13 protein-coding genes and 1 riboswitch are annotated in these 18323 nt (G+C 73.2%); of the genes, 9 read left to right on the top strand and 4 right to left on the bottom strand.

Annotation, left to right across the window (positions count from 1 at the left end; all coding sequences use genetic code 11):
* Nucleotides 1-265 precede the first annotated feature (265 nt).
* The gene (locus ACFWVE_RS26300) at nt 266-1864 is read right to left on the bottom strand and encodes an ABC-F family ATP-binding cassette domain-containing protein (RefSeq protein ID WP_384018673.1); all 1599 of its coding nucleotides are present in this window, start codon (nt 1862-1864) and stop codon (nt 266-268) included.
* A gap of 251 nt (nt 1865-2115) precedes the next feature.
* Between ACFWVE_RS26300 and ACFWVE_RS26295 the strand changes: the two genes are divergently transcribed.
* Nucleotides 2116-2529 (top strand): VOC family protein, encoded by a 414-nt coding sequence (locus ACFWVE_RS26295; protein ID WP_384018670.1) that lies wholly within the window; start codon nt 2116-2118, stop codon nt 2527-2529.
* A 120-nt stretch (nt 2530-2649) separates the two neighbouring features.
* Here ACFWVE_RS26295 and ACFWVE_RS26290 read toward each other — a convergent pair whose 3' ends face one another.
* The 3 genes from ACFWVE_RS26290 to ACFWVE_RS26280 form a co-directional block, all read right to left on the bottom strand.
* Entirely contained in the window at nt 2650-4047 is a 1398-nt protein-coding gene (locus tag ACFWVE_RS26290; protein ID WP_384018715.1) for a hypothetical protein, read from the bottom strand.
* A gap of 299 nt (nt 4048-4346) precedes the next feature.
* Complete coding sequence (locus ACFWVE_RS26285; protein ID WP_384018667.1) at nt 4347-5498, bottom strand: alpha/beta hydrolase; 1152 nt, start codon at nt 5496-5498, stop codon at nt 4347-4349.
* A gap of 198 nt (nt 5499-5696) precedes the next feature.
* The gene (locus tag ACFWVE_RS26280) at nt 5697-6389 is read right to left on the bottom strand and encodes a class II aldolase/adducin family protein (protein ID WP_384018664.1); all 693 of its coding nucleotides are present in this window, start codon (nt 6387-6389) and stop codon (nt 5697-5699) included.
* A 218-nt stretch (nt 6390-6607) separates the two neighbouring features.
* On the opposite strand from ACFWVE_RS26280, the gene ACFWVE_RS26275 reads away from it, so the two are divergent.
* The 8 genes from ACFWVE_RS26275 to ACFWVE_RS26240 form a co-directional block, all read left to right on the top strand.
* Entirely contained in the window at nt 6608-7858 is a 1251-nt protein-coding gene (locus ACFWVE_RS26275; RefSeq protein WP_384018661.1) for an anion permease, read from the top strand.
* Between the two features lie 33 nt (nt 7859-7891).
* Entirely contained in the window at nt 7892-8113 is a 222-nt protein-coding gene (locus ACFWVE_RS26270; protein WP_384018658.1) for a hypothetical protein, read from the top strand.
* 122 nt (nt 8114-8235) lie between these two features.
* Nucleotides 8236-8398, top strand: a riboswitch (cobalamin riboswitch).
* 121 nt (nt 8399-8519) lie between these two features.
* Entirely contained in the window at nt 8520-9503 is a 984-nt protein-coding gene (locus tag ACFWVE_RS26265; RefSeq protein WP_384018655.1) for a cobalamin biosynthesis protein, read from the top strand.
* Nucleotides 9500-11035, top strand: a complete 1536-nt coding sequence (locus tag ACFWVE_RS26260; RefSeq protein ID WP_384018652.1) for a cobyric acid synthase — start codon at nt 9500-9502, stop codon at nt 11033-11035. The genes ACFWVE_RS26265 and ACFWVE_RS26260 overlap by 4 nt, the downstream gene beginning before the upstream one ends.
* The gene (cobN, locus tag ACFWVE_RS26255) at nt 11032-14685 is read left to right on the top strand and encodes a cobaltochelatase subunit CobN (protein WP_384018649.1); all 3654 of its coding nucleotides are present in this window, start codon (nt 11032-11034) and stop codon (nt 14683-14685) included. The genes ACFWVE_RS26260 and cobN overlap by 4 nt, the downstream gene beginning before the upstream one ends.
* A gap of 169 nt (nt 14686-14854) precedes the next feature.
* Nucleotides 14855-16888: a putative cobaltochelatase gene (locus ACFWVE_RS26250; RefSeq protein ID WP_384018646.1), complete on the top strand. Its 2034-nt coding sequence runs from the start codon at nt 14855-14857 to the stop codon at nt 16886-16888.
* A complete protein-coding gene (gene cobO, locus ACFWVE_RS26245; RefSeq protein WP_384018643.1) occupies nt 16888-17487 on the top strand; it encodes a cob(I)yrinic acid a,c-diamide adenosyltransferase in 600 nt (199 codons plus the stop codon). The genes ACFWVE_RS26250 and cobO overlap by 1 nt, the downstream gene beginning before the upstream one ends.
* Nucleotides 17487-18323 (top strand): cobyrinate a,c-diamide synthase (locus tag ACFWVE_RS26240; protein ID WP_384018640.1); only part of this gene is annotated, 837 nt, incomplete at its 3' end. The genes cobO and ACFWVE_RS26240, both read left to right, overlap by 1 nt.

Genomic DNA, 18323 nt, shown 5'->3' with positions numbered 1-18323 from the left:
ACCCGCACCACACAACGTAATACAAATAGCCACGCGGTCCCCACCCCCCCCCCCCGGGGTGCCCCCCCTCTAATACCCGGCTCCCCCGGGTGGCGGGCCCGCCCCCCCCCCTATCGGGGCCCCCCCCGCGACATCAGTGCAGGACACACCTGGGTACGAGGAGATCTCACACGAATGATGGATCACCGATGGGCCGAATGATCCATACGCGGTGGATCACGCCGGCGACCGGTCCGCGCCGGACGTCCGACGGCCCGGGGACCGCTCAGGCGAGGGCGACGAGGTCCGCGTAGTCGGCACCCCACAGGTCCTCGATGCCGTCCGGCAGCAGGATGATCCGCTCCGGCTGGAGCGCCTCGACGGCACCCTCGTCGTGCGTGACCAGGACGACGGCGCCCTTGTAGGTGCGCAGCGCGCCGAGGATCTCCTCGCGGCTGGCCGGGTCGAGGTTGTTGGTGGGCTCGTCGAGGAGGAGCACGTTCGCCGAGGAGACCACGAGGGTCGCGAGCGCCAGACGGGTCTTCTCGCCGCCGGAGAGGACACCGGCGGGCTTGTCGACGTCGTCACCGGAGAACAGGAACGAGCCGAGCACCTTGCGGACCTCGACGAGGTCCATGTCGGGCGCGGCGGAGCGCATGTTCTCCAGCACCGTGCGGTCCCGGTCGAGGGTCTCGTGCTCCTGGGCGTAGTAGCCGAGCTTGAGCCCGTGGCCGGGTACGACCGTGCCGGTGTCGGGCTGTTCCACTCCGCCGAGGAGGCGCAGCAGGGTGGTCTTGCCCGCGCCGTTGAGACCGAGGATGACGACGCGGGAACCCTTGTCGATGGCCAGGTCGACATCGGTGAAGATCTCGAGCGAGCCGTACGACTTCGACAGGCCCTCGGCGGTCAGCGGGGTCTTGCCGCAGGGGGACGGCTCGGGGAAGCGCAGCTTGGCGACCTTGTCGGCCTGGCGGACGCCTTCGAGGCCGGACAGCAGGCGCTCCGCGCGGCGGGCCATGTTCTGCGCGGCGACGGTCTTGGTGGCCTTGGCGCGCATCTTGTCGGCCTGGGCGTTGAGGGCGGCTGCCTTCTTCTCGGCGTTCTGCCGCTCGCGCTTGCGGCGCTTCTCGTCGGCCTCGCGCTGCTGCTGGTAGAGCTTCCAGCCCATGTTGTAGATGTCGATGGTGGAGCGGTTGGCGTCCAGGTAGAACACCTTGTTGACGACCGTCTCGACCAGGTCGACGTCGTGGGAGATGACGATGAAGCCGCCGCGGTAGGTCTTGAGGTAGTCGCGCAGCCAGACGACCGAGTCGGCGTCGAGGTGGTTGGTCGGCTCGTCGAGCAGCAGCGTGTCCGCGTCGGAGAACAGGATGCGGGCCAGCTCGATACGGCGGCGCTGACCGCCGGAGAGCGTGTGCAGCGGCTGGCCGAGCACCCGGTCGGGCAGGTTCAGCGCGGCGGCGATGGTGGCGGCCTCGGCCTCGGCGGCGTACCCGCCCTTGGTGAGGAACTCGGTCTCCTGGCGCTCGTACTGCCTCAGCGCCTTGTCGCGGGTGGTTCCCTGGCCGTTGGCGATGCGCTGCTCGTTCTCCCGCATCTTGCGGATCAGGGTGTCCAGGCCGCGGGCGGACAGGACGCGGTCGCGGGCGAGCACGTCGAGGTCGCCGGTGCGGGGGTCCTGGGGGAGGTAGCCGACCTCGCCGGAGCGGGTGACGTTGCCGGCGGCGGGGACTCCCTGGCCGGCGAGGACCTTGGTGAGGGTGGTCTTACCGGCGCCGTTGCGGCCGACCAGGCCGATGCGGTCGCCCTTGGCGATACGGAAGGTGGCGCTCTCGATGAGGACACGGGCACCGGCGCGCAGCTCGATGCCGGAGGCGGAGATCACGGACAGGCTCCAGGGCGTTGGGTGGCGGTGGGCGGCTGAGGGCGTTCCCGCCGTCTAATGCGCGAGGAGAATGGCCATGGGAGCCATTCTAACGGGGCCGCGCAACCTCTTTTCCGGCGTGCGGGTGTGCGGTGCGGGTGGCCCGCCGGGCCGGGTGCGTTGTCAGTGGGGGGTGCCAGACTGGGCGGCAGGTCGAATTTCTGGCGGTCTTCCGGCGATTGTCCGGTTGTGGGACACAAGGGGTGATGACCGTGGCAGGCACGGGTGGCGGGCGTCCGGGCATCTTTCCGACCCTGCTGTACGCGGACGCGAAGGCGGCGATCCGGCAGCTCACCGAGGCCTTCGGGTTCACCGAGCTGTCGGTGTACGAGGACGAGGGCGGCGGTGTGGCCCACGCGGAGCTGGTGCAGGGCAACGGCGCGGTGATGCTGGGTTCCAAGGGCACCGGCAGCCCGTTCGACAAGGCGATGGAGGGCTCGGGGCCGGTCGGCGTCCACGTCGTCGTGGACGACGTGGACGCGCATCACCGGCGGGCGGTGGAGCAGGGCGCGGAGATCCTGACGCCCCCGACGGACCAGGACTACGGCTCGCGGGACTACATGGCCCGGGACATCGAGGGCAATGTCTGGAGCTTCGGCACGTACGCGCCCGAGACGGGGGCGTGAACGGGGAGCGGGGAGGGCTGCGCGGGGAAGGGCCGCGTTTGAGGGGGCAGGGAGCGTCGGGGCGGCCGCGGGCCCGCAGGACCGCGCGGGCGGGCGGTCCTGCGGAACGGGCGGGCGGTGTCAGCTTCCGGTGTGCACCTGGAAGGCGGCCCGGCGGACGGCTTTGGCCAGGGCCGGATCGGGGTGCGCGGCGGCCAGGGCGACCAGGACCTGGACGGTGCGCGGGTGTCCGACGGCGCGCACCTCGTTCAGCAGCGCGGGGACCGTGGGCTGGACCGCGGACTCCAGATGCCGTACCAGCAGCGGAGCCTCCCCGTGGTCGGCGACCGCGGCCGCGGTGTCCACCCACAGCCAGGTGGCCTCCGACCGGGTGAGGACCTCGTGGGCGTCCTCGGGGTCGGCGCCGTCGTGCTCGGCGAGCCACAGCAGGGCGTAGGGCCGCAGGGTCGGCTCGTCGTGGACGGCGCGGACCTCGGGTTCGGCGGGGGCGCCGACGACCCGCAGCGCCTCGAAGGCGAGGCCGCGCAGCAGGGCGTCCTCACCGCGGGCGGCCTCGAGCAGTTCGGTGACGGCGCTGCCCACCGGGCGGGCGGCGAGCCAGGCGCGGTACTCGGCGCGGGCGGCGTTGGGGCGCAGTTGGGCACAGCCGCGGAGCATGTCCTCGGCACTCTGCTCGATGTTCCCGGCGGGGCTCTGGGCGGCGACGCAGATCTGCTCCAGCTTGACCCAGACCGCCCAGCTGCCGAGCGGGGTGAGGGTGGCCTGTCCCTCGCCGTAGGTGAGAGCGCCCACGGCGGCGAGGGCGCGCAGGGCCCAGTCGAGGAGCGGGGCGAGCGCGGAGTCGTCGGCACCCGGCCCGGTGGGGGCGGAGGTGGGCGCGGGGGCGGGCGCCGCCGCCGGTCTGAGCTGGGGTCCGGGCGACGGCTCGGGGTGGGCGGGGTCGGAGGAGCGGGGCCCGTAGTCGACCTCGCAGCGTTCCGTGCGCAGTTCGGTGACCCGCTGCTGCAGGAGGTCGAGAAGCTGCGGGACGGGAACCGGGCCGGCCGACAGCTGGAGGAAGGAAAGCACCTGCGGCATGGCCGAGACGACCTCGCCCACGGTGGCGGGCTCGTGGCCCTCGGGCTCCGGGTGGGCGAGCGACCAGGCGTCGAACAGAGCGACCCAGCCGCGTAGCACGGCGCTGTCGTCGCGGTTCCAGGCGCGCAGCCGCCAGCCGGGGCGGGCGGTGTCGCCGTGCACCTCGACCAGGCCGGCGAGCCGGGCCGTGTCCCAGTCGGCGCGGACCTGAGCCGGGGTCAGCCCCAGGTCGTCGGCCGCCCATTCGGCGGTCGTGTCGGAGAGGATGGCCTGGCCGGCGGCGGTGGCGCTGCCCCGGCCGGGGCCCAGGGCCGCGTCGGCCCAGCGGGCGACGCGGGCCGCACCGGCCAGACCGGAGCGCGCCATTCGGGCCAGCTCCGCAGGGGCCGGTGTGCCTTCCGGCGGGCGTGGCGCGGGGCGGCGCGAGCGTTGCTGGTTCATCGCCCTGGGGGCGGCGGCCAGGGGTCGCGGGCGGACAAGTCGAAGCCTGGAGTCGCGCGGGATACGGGACGTCACGGGTGCAGTCTCGCGGTTGACGGTCCGAAAACCCAAACGGAATGTCACAGGCGGCGAGGGGGATGGCCAATGCACCGGGGCGCACGGGCGGTCGGCGGAAGGAAACACGCCGGGACGGGCCGGGGACACGCGGCGGAGCGGAGTCCCCGGCGGCGGCCCGTGGAACCGGTGGTCACGGCTGTCCCGCGGGCCGCCGCCGGGGTGGCCGGCGCGGTGCGCGGCGGTCACATGAAAGGGGTGAGGAAGCGTCGCAGCGCCTCTTCGTAGGTGTGCGGGTCGGCGTTCCACATGGCGCCGTGCGGAGCGTTGTCGACCGTGTGCAGGGTGACCGTGTTGGGCTGGGCGGCGGCCAGGCGACGGGAGGGCAGCCAGGGGGCCACCGTGTCGCCGGGGCCGTGGACGATCAGGGCGGGGATGCCGACGCGCTCCGGCCCTGTGGTGCCGGGGTGACGACCACCGTGATGGTGGCCGAGGTGGTCGCCATGGCGGCCGGTGCGGCCCTGGGCGGCGCGGACCGCCAGCGGCAGCAGCGCGCCGGGCGTACGGCGGGCGGCGGCGAGGGCCCGGAGTGTCGATTCCCAGCTGAGCACCGGGGAGTCGAGGACCAGCCCGGCGACGTGGTCGCGCAGCCCGGAGCGGGCGGCGGCGCGCAGCGCCATGGTCGCGCCGGTGGACCAGCCGAGCAGGACGACCTGCCGGGCGCCGGCGTCCACCGCGTACCGGATCGCCGCGTCGAGGTCGCGCCACTCGGTCTCGCCGAGGTGGTTGAGGCCGTCGGGCGAGCGCGGTGCGCCCTGGTCTCCCCGGTAGGCGAGGGCGAGCACCGGGAAGTGGTGCCGGTGCAGGAACTCCATGAGGTTCATGGTGTGTTCCCGGGTGGTGCCGAGGCCGTGCACCGCCAGCACCCAGGTGTCCCGGACGCCCGGCACGAACCAGGCGGGGAGCGGGCCGAGTTCACCGGGGACGTCGACGTCGGTGTGGTCCAGGCCCAGGGCCGTCCCCGGGTCGCCGACGTAGAGGTTCGGGGTGAGCCAGACCCGGTCGCCGGGCTCGAGGGTGCCCCGTACGACGCGTTCGACCCGGCGTACGACGGTGTCGGCGGAGGACGGAACACCGTCCAGGACGGGTCCGACGACCGCGTGCGCGCCGTCACCGGCGAGGCCGTAGCGGCCGGGCCGCAGCGCGGCGAGGTGCCGGGTGAGGGTGACCTGTCCGGTGGCGATGCCGTGCACGGTGAGCCGGGGCTCGGTGGGCAGGGGTCTGCCCGGCGGCGCCTTGAGGGCGGCGTCGCTGGCAAGCCGGCCGACCGCCACCGCGGCGACGGAGGCCCCTATCACGGCGGTGACGGCAGCGGCCGTCGCTCTGACAGTACGCACCCACCCAGTGTCCCGGCGGACCGGCCGCCCGGCCACCCCGGCGGCTGCACGGGGCCGAGCTGCCGGGGACTCGGTCGATGGACGCTACGCCGGGGGCCGCCACCGGCGTCGGCCGGTCGCTCCGGGCGGCACACCGCCGCCCTCCGGCATCGGGCAGGCCGGCCGCGCTGCCCGTGAGCCCGTGGACGATCCAGCCGGTCAGCCGTGCTGGCCGTAGCTCTGCAGGCGGTCCGTGACCTCTGCGAGCCGGTCGGTCGACAGGAGGTTCGGGGAGCGGCCGGGGACGGACGAGGCGGTCAGCCAGAGCCGGCACATCCACTCCAGCTGGGCGGTGCGGTCGTAGGCCTGGTCGAGGGTCGTGCCGTAGGTGACGGTGCCGTGGTTCTGGAGGAGGCAGCCGGTGCGGTCCTCGATGGCGCGCAGCATGTTCTCGGCCAGCTCGTCGGTGCCGTAGGTCGCGTACGGGGCCACCCGTACGGGTCCGCCGAGCGCGGCGGCCATGTAGTGGATCAGCGGGAGTTCGTCGACGAGCGTGGAGACGGCCGTCGCGTGCACGGCGTGGGTGTGCACCACCGCGCGGGCGCCGGTCGTGCGGTACACCGCGAGGTGCAGGGGCAGCTCGCTGGTCGGGACCAGGGTGCCGAGGACCTGCCGGCCGGTGAGGTCGACGCCGGTGACGTCGTCCGGGGTCAGCCGGTCGTAGGGCACGCCCGACGGTGTGACCAGCACGGTCTCCCCCACCCGCAGCGAGACGTTGCCGGAGGTCCCGACGACGAGCCCGTCCGCGACGGTCCGGCGGGCCGCCCCTACGAGGGCGGTCCAGGCGCGGGCCTCCCCGTCGCTCGCCGCCCGCTCCTGCGCGCCCCGCCGGTCGACCTGTCGCTCAGCCATGCCGTGATCCTGCCGGGTGACCGAAATCTCTTCAACGGCGTTTCTTCGGTTCCCGCCCGTCCCCGCCCTCCCCCGGCTGCCCGCCCGCGACCGCCTTGACCGACCATGGAGCAGTCAGCTCCATCACGGTCACCCCAATGCCCATCCCAGTTCATCTTCCGTTCATCCAGGTTACCTACCTTCAACGTGCCAATGACTTCGAACGATTGCCTGGGTAAATGGAAAGCTTCTCGCTGATCCTCGCGATTGTGGTGGTAACCGCACTCGCGTTTGATTTCACGAACGGTTTCCACGACACCGCGAACGCGATGGCGACGACCATTTCGACCGGTGCTCTCAAGCCCAAGGTGGCGGTGGCGATGTCCGCCGTGCTCAACCTGGTGGGCGCCTTCCTCTCCGTGGAGGTCGCCAACACGATCTCCAAAGGCCTCGTCGACGAGGCCGGCATCCGTCCCGAGGTCATCTTCGCCGCACTGGTCGGCGCGATCCTCTGGAACCTCCTGACCTGGCTGGTCGGCCTGCCGTCCAGTTCCTCGCACGCCCTGATGGGCGGCCTGATCGGCGCCACCGTCGCCTCGGCGGGCTTCGGCGCGGTGCACGGCGACGTCCTGGTCACCAAGGTGCTGATCCCCGCGATCGCCGCACCGCTGGTCGCCGGCCTGGCCGCGATGTTCGCCACCCGGCTGACCTATCGCCTGGGCCGCAAGGCTGCCGGCAGCAAGTCCTCCGAGAAGGGGTACCGGGCCGGACAGATCGCCTCCGCCGGTCTGGTCTCCCTGGCCCACGGCACCAACGACGCCCAGAAGACGATGGGCATCATCACCCTGGCCCTGGTCGCCGGCGGCACCCTCGCCCCGGACTCCGACCCCCCGCTGTGGGTCATCCTCTCCGCGGGCGTGGCCATCGCGCTGGGCACCTACCTCGGCGGCTGGCGCATCATCCGCACCATGGGCAAGGGCCTGACCGACCTCCAGCCGCAGCAGGGCTTCGCCGCCCAGACCAGCGCCGCGACGGTCATCCTGGCCTCCTCCCACCTCGGTTTCTCCCTGTCCACCACGCACTCCGTCTCCGGTTCGGTGATGGGTGCGGGCCTGGGCCGCAAGGGCGGCGTGGTCCGCTGGTCGACGGCCACCCGGATGTTCGTCGCCTGGGGTCTGACGCTGCCGGCGGCGGCCCTGGTCGCGGCGATCGCCGAGTGGGTCTGCGGCTTCGGCAGCTGGGGCACCGCCCTCGTCGCCGTCTTCCTGATCGGCTCCAGCGCCGCGATCTGGAAGGTCTCCCGGCGCGAGGTCATCGACCACACCAACGTGAACGGCACCGACGACACCGACGGGGAGCAGGGCGGCGTCGTGACCGCGGCCATGGCCGCGGTGGCCACCCCGCCGGCGGGCCACGTGAGCGACGAACTCTCGGCCGCCGTCCCGGCCCCCACCGACCCGACGGCCCCTCCGGCCAAAACCACGGTCTGACCCCACAGCAGGACGCGAAGGAAGAAGAGCACCATGGAGATCGACTGGGCCGCCCTCGGTTCCGTCTTCGGCGTCAGCCTCGTGGTCACCGTGGCCCTGGTGGCCCTGTTCACCCTGGGCATCACCGGCCTGTCCCGTCGTGAACGGGCTGCCGCCCGGGGCGAGTCCGCGGGCCTCGCGGTCACCGGCGCCTACGCCTGCTTCGCGGCCTGCGTGGCGGCGGTGGCGTACGGGATCTACCTGATCATGGCCTGACGGTCCGTCCGGCGGGCGGTGCGGGGCGCGTTGCCTCCGTACCGCCCGTTCGCCGTGCCCGTACCCCTCCGGCATTCACCCTTCGAAACCTCCTGTGGGCCTCGGCACACTTCAGCCCCGCAGGTCAACGGCAAGTTGACGGTTCTTCCGGACCATGGTGAACTGCCGGAGCCAATACGGGCGGCAGGAGAGGAAGCCGGTGCGATTCCGGCGCGGTCCCGCCACTGTCACCGGGGTGAACCACCCCGGGAGCCAGGAACTCTCGCCGCCGGTCTCGTCGAACCAGGGCGTGGACACCCTGAGTGAGGACATATCGCCATGCCCGGCTGCCTGTTCAGGTCGACCAGCGACGCCCCGCCCCCGCTCGGGGCGGCCACCCCCACCGGATCCCCCACCGGCTGAACCCGTGGGTGCCGATCGCGCGTTCGCGTACGGCGCCGCTGCCGGCCTCCTCGGCGACCTGCTCCTCGGCGATCCCCGCCGAGGGCATCCGGTCGCCGCCTTCGGGCGGGCCGCGGCTGCCGTGGAGCACATGCTGTGGCGGGACGACCGGGGCCGCGGCGCGCTGCACACCGCCGTCTGCGTCGGCGGGGCCGTCGCTCTGGGAAGCCTGGCCGCCCGCTGCGTACGCTCCTCCCCCGCCGCCTCCATCGCCCTGACCGGCGCGGCCACCTGGGCCGTCGTCGGAGGAACGTCGCTGGCCCGGGAGGCCCGCGCCATCGGGCGCGCCCTGGCGTCCGGGGACGTGACGGCGGCGCGGGCGCGGCTGCCGCACCTGTGCGGGCGGGACCCGCAGGCACTGGACGCCGACGGAATCGCCCGCGCGGTCGTGGAGTCCGTCGCCGAGAACACCTCCGACGCCGTGGTGGGCGCCCTGGTGTGGGGTGCCGTCGCCGGTGTGCCGGGGCTGCTCGGGTTCCGGGCCGTCAACACCCTGGACGCCATGGTCGGCCACAAGTCCCCCCGCCACCTGCGGTACGGCTGGGCCTCCGCGCGCCTCGACGACGTCGCCGGGTGGCCCGGGGCACGGCTGACCGCCGTCCTCGCCTCGGCCGCCGGGCCGGACCCGCGGGGTGCCGTGCGGGCCTGGCGCGCGGATGCCGCCAGGCATCCGAGTCCCAACGCCGGGCCCGTGGAGGCGTCCTTCGCGGGTGCGCTCGGCGTGCGGCTCGGCGGGACTCTGTCCTACGCCGGGCGGGTCGAGCACCGGCCCGTCCTCAACGACGGTGGCCGTGCCGTGACCGTGGCGGACATCGACCGCGCGGTACGGCTCTCGCGCCGCGTCGGCTGGCTGGCGCTCGGTGCCGGCGCCGTCGCGCGGCCCGTGGTACGAGCGGTGATCCGGTCGGTGGTGCGGACGGCGCACCGTGGGAAGGGATGTACGTCATGAGTGGTGGGGGCCTGCTGGTCGCCGGTACGACGTCGGACGCCGGCAAGAGCGTGGTGACCGCCGGGATCTGCCGGTGGCTGGTGCGGCAGGGCGTCAGGGTCGCGCCGTTCAAGGCGCAGAACATGTCGCTGAACTCGTTCGTGACGCGGGAGGGCGCCGAGATCGGCCGGGCGCAGGCCATGCAGGCCCAGGCCTGCCGGGTGGAACCGCACGCGCTGATGAACCCGGTGCTGCTCAAGCCCGGCGGGGAGCGGAGCAGCCAGGTCGTCCTGCTGGGCCGGGCGGTCGGTGAGCTGAGCGCGCGCGGCTACCACGGCGGGCGGCAACAGCAGCTTCTGGGCACGGTGCTGGACTGTCTCGCGCAGTTGCGGGGCACGTATGACGCGGTGATCTGTGAAGGGGCAGGCAGTCCGGCCGAGATCAATCTGCGGCGCACCGACATCGTCAACATGGGGATCGCCAGGAACGCCGGGCTCCCCGTCCTCGTCGTCGGCGACATCGACCGCGGCGGTGTCTTCGCCTCCTTCTTCGGTACCGTCGCGCTGCTGTCCCCCGAGGACCAGGAACTGGTCGCCGGGTTCCTGGTGAACAAGTTCCGGGGCGATGTCTCGCTCCTCGAGCCGGGCCTGGACATGCTGCACGGTCTGACCGGGCGGCGCACGTACGGCGTGCTGCCCTTCCGTCACGGGCTCGGCATCGACGAGGAGGACGGACTGGCCGTGTCCCTGCGGGGTGCCGTGCGGGAGTCCGCGGTCGCCGCGCCGGTCGGCGAGGACGTGCTGCGGGTCGCCGTGTGCGCGGTCCCGCTGATGTCCAACTTCACGGACGTGGACGCGCTGGCCGCCGAACCGGGCGTCGTGGTCCGCTTCGTGGACCGGCCCGAGGAACTGGCCGACGCCGACCTCGTGGTGGTACCGGGCACGCGCGGCACCGTACGGGCGCTTCAGTGGCTGCGGGAGCGCGGGCTCGCACACGCGCTGACGCGGCGGGCGGCCGAGGGGCGGCCCGTGCTCGGGATCTGCGGCGGCTTCCAGATACTCGGCGAGCACATCGAGGACGACGTGGAGAGCCGCGCCGGCCGGGTCGACGGGCTCGGCATCCTGCCCGTACGGGTCCGGTTCGCGCGGGAGAAGACGCTCGCGCGGCCCGTCGGGGAGGCCCTCGGGGAGCCCGTCGAGGGCTACGAGATCCATCACGGGGTCGCCGACGTACGGGGAGGGACGGCGTTCATCTCCGATGACGGCGGACACGGCCTGGACGGCTGCCGGGTCGGGCAGACCTGGGGCACGCACTGGCACGGCTCGCTGGAGTCGGACGGTTTCCGCCGGGCCTTCCTGCGCGAGGTGGCCGCCGCCGCGGGGCGCCGTTTCGTGCCGGCCCCCGACACCTCGTTCGCCGCGCTGCGCGAGGAGCAGCTCGACCGGCTCGGCGACCTGATCGAACAGCACGCGGACACGGACGCGCTCTGGCGGCTCATCGAGTCGGGCGCGCCGCAAGGACTGCCTTTCATTCCACCGGGAGCGCCCGCATGAGCACAGTGTTGTTGTTGTCGACCGCCGACACCGATCTGCTGGCGGCCCGCGCCGCCGCCGGCGTCTCCTACCGGATCGGCAACCCGACCCGCGTGGACGTGACGGCCGAGCTGCCCGCGCTGCTGGACGGCGCGGACCTCGCCGTCGTACGGCTGCTGGGCGGCAAGCGCGCCTGGGAGGACGGGCTCGCGGCGCTCAGGGCGTCCGGGATCCCGACGGTGCTGCTCGGCGGGGAGGCCGTGCCGGACGCGGAGCTGATGGCCGAGTCGTCGGTGCCCGCCGGTGTCGTGGCGGAGGCGCTGAAGTACCTCGTGGAGGGCGGCCCGGACAACCTGACCGAACTGGCCCGGTTCCTGTCGGACACCGTGCTGCTCACCGGCGAGGGGTTCGAACAGCCGCGGAAGATGCCGGAGTACGGCGTCCACGGCGCCCGCGCCGTACGGGAGGGCCGCCCGACCGTCGGCGTGCTCTTCTACCGGGCCCATGAACTGAGCGGCAACACCGCCTTCGTGGACACCCTGTGCGACGCGATCGAGGCGCACGGCGCCAACGCCCTGCCGGTGTACTGCGGTTCGCTGCGCGGCGCCGACCCCGGGCTGTACGAGACCCTCGGGCGGGCGGACACACTGGTCGCCACGGTGCTCGCGGCCGGCGGCACGCACGCCTCGCGGGCGTCGGCGGGCGGCGACGAGGAGGCCTGGGACATCGGTGCCCTCGCCGACCTGAACGTGCCGGTGCTGCAAGGGCTGTGCCTGACCTCCTCGCGGGCCGCCTGGGAGGCGTCGGACGCCGCCCTCTCCCCCATGGACGCGGCGATGCAGGTCGCCATCCCGGAGTTCGACGGCCGCCTGGTCACCGTCCCCTTCTCCTTCAAGGAGCAGGGCCCCGAGGACGTCCCGGTCTACGTCGCCGACCCCGAGCGGGCCTCACGCGTCGCCGGGATCGCCGTACGGCACGCGGCGCTGAAGCACAAGGCGAACGCCGAGAAGAAGCTCGCGCTGGTCTTCACCGCGTACCCGACCAAGCACTCGCGCGTCGGCAACGCGGTCGGCCTGGACACCCCCGCCTCGGCGGTCCGGGTGCTGGACGCGCTGCGGGACGCCGGGTACGCGCTCACCGACTACCCCTCCGGCGGTGACGAGCTGATCCACCGGCTCATCGCGGCGGGCGGCCACGACGTCGAGTGGCTGACGGAGGACCAGCTGGCGGCCGCGCCCGCGCGGGTGCCGCTCGCGGACTACCGGGCGTGGTTCCGGACGCTGGACCCGGCGCTGCGGGACGCGATGACCGAGGCGTGGGGCGAACCGCCGGGCTCGCTGTACGTGGACGGCGACGACATCGTGCTGGCCTCCCTCCGGTTCGGGAACGTCGTGGTGATGATCCAGCCTCCGCGCGGCTTCGGCGAGAACCCCATCGCGATCTACCACGACCCCGACATGCCTCCGTCGCACCACTACCTGGCCGCCTACCGCTGGCTGGAGAACAGTTTCGGCGCCGACGCGATCGTGCACATGGGCAAGCACGGCACGATGGAGTGGCTGCCCGGCAAGGGCCTCGGGCTGAGCGCGGGCTGCGCTCCGGACGCCGTCCTCGGCGACCTCCCGCTGATCTACCCCTTCATCGTCAACGACCCCGGTGAGGGCACCCAGGCCAAGCGGCGCGGGCACGCGACGGTGGTCGATCACCTCGTCCCGCCGATGGCGCGTGCCGACACCTACGGCGACCTGGCGAAACTGGAGCAGCTCCTCGACGAGTACGCGCTGGTCTCCGACCTGGACCCGGAGAAGGCTCCGGCGGTACGGGCGCAGATCTGGACCCTGGTCAAGGCCGCCGAGCTCCACCACGACCTGCATGTGGACGACCAGCCGGACGACGACGACTTCGACTCGTTCGTCATGCACATCGACGGCTATCTGTGCGAGATCAAGGACGTGCAGATCCGCGACGGACTGCACGTTCTCGGCGGCGGCCCGGTCGGCGAGCCGCGCGTCAACCTGGTGCTCGCCGTACTGCGCGCCTCCCAGGTGTGGGGCGGGCAGGCGAACGCGCTGCCGGGCCTTCGGGCCTCGCTCGCCGAGCACTTCGGGCTGGTGGAGAAGGAGTTGCTGGCCGAACCCGGCGCCCCGGTGAAGGTACCGGTGGAGCTGACGGGACTGGTGGACGGCCCGGCCCGCTCGGCCGCCGACGCGGTCGACCTGCTGGAGCAGCTGTGCCGGCGGATCGCGGAGGGCATGGAGGAGCGCGGCTGGGCGGTCGAGAAGAGCGCGCCGCTGGTGCGCGAGGTGCTGGGTGCCGAACTCCCGGACGCGGTGGCGGTGGTGGAGTTCGCCTGCACCGAGGTCGTGCCCCGGCTGGCCCGGACGACGGACGAGATCGGGCACATCCTGCGGGCGCTGGACGGCGGTTACGTCCCGGCGGGCCCGTCGGGTTCACCGACGCGCGGGCTGGTCAACGTGCTCCCGACCGGCCGGAACTTCTACTCCGTCGACCCCAAGGCGATTCCGTCCCGGCTGAGCTGGGAGGTCGGGCAGTCGCTGGCGGACTCCCTGGTCCAGCGGTATCTGCAGGACACGGGCGAGTACCCGAAGTCGGTCGGCCTGACGGTGTGGGGCACGTCCGCGATGCGCACCCAGGGCGACGACATCGCCGAGATCCTGGCGCTGCTGGGCTGCCGTCCGGTGTGGGACGACGCGTCGCGCCGGGTGACCGGCTTCGAGGTGGTCCCCCTCGAAGAGCTGGGCCGGCCGCGCATCGACGTCACGGTGCGCATCTCGGGCTTCTTCCGGGACGCGTTCCCGCACGTCGTGGGACTGATCGACGACGCGGTACGCGCGGTGGCGGAACTGGACGAGCCCGCCGAGCAGAACTACGTCCGCGCCCACGCCGACGCGGACACCGCCGAGCACGGCGACCGGCGGCGGGCCACCGCCCGCATCTTCGGCTCCAAGCCGGGCGCGTACGGTGCCGGTCTGCTGCCCCTGATCGACGCCCGCAACTGGCGCTCCGACGCGGACCTCGCCGAGGTGTACGCGGTGTGGGGCGGCTACGCCTACGGGCGCGGGCTCGACGGACGGGCGGCGCGCGGCGACATGGAGACGGCGTTCCGGCGGATCGCGGTCGCGGCGAAGAACGTCGACACGCGCGAGCACGATCTCGTCGACGCGGACGACTACTTCCAGTACCACGGCGGCATGGTCGCCATGGTGCGGCACCTGACGGGGGCGAGCCCGGAGGCGTACGTCGGCGACTCGGCGACGCCGGACCAGGTGAAGACCCGGACGCTGGGCGAGGAGACGCACCGGGTCTTCCGGGCCCGGGTGGTCAACCCGCGCTGGATGGCGGCCATGCGGCGGCACGGCTACAAGGGCGCCTTCGAGATGGCGGCCACCGTCGACTACCTGTTCGGGTACGACGCCACGGCCGGGGTCGTGGACGACTGGATGTACGAGCGACTTGCGGTGGAGTACGTGTTCTCGGCGGAGAACCAAGACTTCATGAGGAAGTCCAACCCCTGGGCTTTGAGGGGCATCACCGAACGCTTGTTGGAGGCAGCCGACCGAGGGCTGTGGGCGGAGCCGGACCAGGAGACCCTGGACCGGCTCCGGGCGACCTATCTCGAACTCGAGGGCGATCTGGAGGGAGACGCGTGATCTCCCTGAACATCCCCGCGCAAGCGGGGAGAACTCCGAGTACGTATTCGACCCGGAGAAACAGGACGGGCCATCCCCGCGTCGGCGGGGAGCAGGTTTCGATCATGGTGGGCCCACCGCGCGGAATCGAGCCGACTTCCCGTAAGTCACCCGAAGGAGTGATCAAGGCGTGAGTACCCCTTACCCCTTCAACGCCGTCGTCGGACAGGACGACCTACGTCTGGCGCTGCTCCTCAACGCGGTGAGTCCCGCCGTGGGCGGAGTACTTGTCCGGGGGGAGAAAGGGACCGCCAAGAGCACCTCGGTACGCTCCCTCTCGGCGCTACTGCCCGAGGTGACGGTGGTCCCCGGATGCCGTTTCTCCTGCGCCCCCGACTCCCCCGACCCCGCGTGCCCGGACGGGCCGCACGAGCCGGGGCCGGGGGCCGGGAGGCCGGCGCGGATGGTCGAGCTGCCCGTCGGCGCCTCCGAGGACCGGCTGGTGGGTGCGCTCGACATCGAGCGGGCGCTCTCCGAGGGCGTCAAGGCCTTCGAACCGGGCCTGCTCGCCGACGCTCATCGCGGGATCCTCTACGTCGACGAAGTCAACCTGCTGCACGACCACTTGGTCGACCTCCTGTTGGACGCGGCCGCCATGGGCGCCTCGTACGTCGAACGCGAGGGCGTCTCCGTACGCCACGCGGCCCGTTTCCTGCTCGTCGGGACCATGAACCCCGAGGAAGGGGAGTTGCGCCCCCAGTTGTTGGACCGTTTCGGGCTCACCGTCGAGGTGTCCGCATCGCGCGAGCCCGACCAGCGGGTGGAGGTCGTCCGGCGGCGGCTGGCGTACGACGACGACCCGGCCGGCTTCGCCGCCCGCTGGGCCGACGAGGAGGCCGCCGTACGGGCACGGATCGTGGCGGCGCGGGAACTGCTGCCGTCGGTGCGCCTCGGCGACGGGGCACTGCGGCAGATCGCGGCGACCTGTGCCGCGTTCGAGGTGGACGGCATGCGGGCCGACATCGTGATGGCGCGCACGGCGACCGCGCTGGCGGCCTGGGCCGGGCGGACCGATGTCCTCGCCGAGGACGTGCGGCAGGCCGCGCTGCTGGCCCTGCCGCACCGCAGGCGTCGTTCGCCCTTCGACGCTCCCGGCCTGGACGAGGACAAGCTCGACGAGACGCTGGAGGAGTTCGGCGGCCCCGGCGAGGGCGAGGGCGAGGGCGAGGGCGACGACGATCCCGACCCGGGGCCCGGCGGCGGCCCCGGCGGGCAGCCCGAGCCCGACGACGGCCCGCGGAGCGACGGTGACACCGCCGCGCGGCCCGAGGCCAAAGAGGGCGGCGAACCGCAGCCGGGTTCCGGTGGCGGCGCGGGCGAGCAGACCCCGGCGCGTGCCGCCGAGCCCTTCCGTACGAAGGTGCTGAGCGTGCCCGGGCTCGGTGAGGGTGCCGCCGGGCGGCGCTCGCGGGCGCGGGCCGAGCACGGGCGGACCATAGGAAACCGGCGGCCCCGGGGTGCGCTGACCAAGTTGCACCTGGCGGCGACCGTGCAGGCGGCGGCGCCGCATCAGCGGGCGCGGGGGCGCAGCGGTCCGGGACTGGTGGTCCGGCGGGACGATCTCAGGCAGGCGGTGCGTGAGGGGCGCGAGTCCAATCTCGTGTTGTTCGTCGTGGACGCCTCCGGTTCGATGGCGGCGCGGCAGCGGATGGGCGCCGTCAAGGGCGCCGTGCTGTCGCTGCTGCTGGACGCCTACCAGCGGCGGGACAAGGTGGGGCTGGTGACCTTCCGCGGGTCGGCCGCCGAGGTGGTGCTGCCGCCGACGTCGTCGGTGGACGCGGCGGCGGTCCGGTTGGAGTCGCTGCCGACCGGCGGGCGTACGCCGCTGGCGGCCGGGCTGCTCAAGGCGCACGACGTGCTGCGGGTGGAGCGGTTGCGCGACCCCGCGCGGCGGGCGCTGGTGGTCGTGGTGACGGACGGGCGGGCCACCGGTGGCCCGGAGCCGGTCGCCCTCGCCGGGCGGGCGGCGCGGTTGTTCGCCGCCGAGGGGACGGCCTGCGTGGTCGTGGACTGCGAGTCGGGGCCGGTGCGGCTGGGGCTCGCCGGGCAGCTCGCGGGTGAGCTGGGCGGTACGGCGGTGACGTTGGCCGAGCTGCGGGCGGACTCGATCGCCGGGCTGGTCCGGGACGTGCAGGGGGCCACCGGCGCGAGGAGGGCCGCGTAATGCCGAAGGGACAGCCGAGTGCCGTGCCGGACGACGGGCTGACAACGCGTCAGCGGCGCAATCGTCCGCTGGTCGTCGTGCACACGGGCATCGGGAAGGGCAAGTCGACGGCCGCCTTCGGGCTGGCGCTGCGGGCCTGGAACCAGGGCTGGCCGATCGGGGTGTTCCAGTTCGTCAAGTCGGCGAAGTGGAAGGTCGGCGAGGAGAACGCGCTGCGGGTGCTCGGTGCCTCCGGCGAGGGTGGCAGCGTCAGGTGGCACAAGATGGGCGAGGGCTGGTCCTGGGTGCAGCGGGACGCCCAGATGGACAACGAGGAGAAGGCCCGGGAGGGCTGGGAGCAGGTCAAGCGCGACCTGGCCGCCGAGACGTACAGGCTGTACGTGCTCGACGAGTTCGCGTACCCGATGCACTGGGGGTGGGTCGACACCGACGAGGTCGTCGAGGTGCTGCGCGGGCGGCCCGGGACCCAGCATGTCGTGATCACGGGGCGGAACGCGCCGGGGAAACTGGTGGACCTCGCCGACCTCGTGACCGACATGTCCAAGGTCAAGCATCCGATGGACGCGGGGCAGAAGGGGCAGAGGGGCATCGAGTGGTGATGTCGCCGGTGCCTCGGCTGGTCGTCGCCGCGCCCTCCTCGGGCAGTGGCAAGACCACCGTTGCCACGGGGCTGATGGCCGCGCTCACCGCGCGGGGGCTCGCCGTGTCCCCGCACAAGGTCGGGCCGGACTACATCGACCCCGGGTATCACGCGCTCGCCACCGGGCGCGTGGGGCGCAACCTGGACGCGTATCTGTGCGGGCCCGAGCTGATCGGGCCGTTGTTCCTGCACGGGGCGCGCGGGTGTGACATCGCGGTCGTCGAGGGCGTGATGGGGCTGTACGACGGGGCCGCGGGCGAAGGGGAGCTGGCGTCCACGGCGCAGGTGGCGAAGCTGCTGCGGGCGCCCGTGGTGCTGGTCGTGGACGCGTCGTCGCAGTCGCGGTCGGTGGCGGCGCTGGTGCACGGGTTCGTGTCCTGGGACCCGGAGGTGCGGATCGGGGGCGTGATCCTCAACAAGGTCGCCTCGGACCGGCACGAGGCGTTGCTGCGGGAGGCGCTCGACTCCGTCGGCGTGCCCGTGCTGGGTGTCCTGCGGCGGGCCGCCCAGGTCGAGACGCCGTCCCGGCATCTGGGGCTGGTGCCGGTCGCCGAGCGGCGGGCGGGGGCGGTCGACGCGGTCGGTGCGATGGCTGCTCAGGTGGCCGAGGGGTGTGATCTGGAGGCGTTGGTCTCGCTGGCCCGGGGGGCCGGGGCGTTGTCGTGTGCGGGGTGGGATGCGGGTGCGGCTCTTGTTTCCTCGCCCCCGCCGCCCCTTCCCTCCCCGGCCCCGGGGGCTGCGCCCCCGGACTCCCGCTTTCAGCCTGAACGGCCGCGTCCTCAAGCTCCCCCGAGC

It is taken from the genome of Streptomyces sp. NPDC058632 (assembly GCF_042717095.1).
Classification (GTDB): Bacteria; Actinomycetota; Actinomycetes; order Streptomycetales; family Streptomycetaceae; genus Streptomyces.
This window is presented reverse-complemented; position numbering and strand designations above follow the sequence as displayed.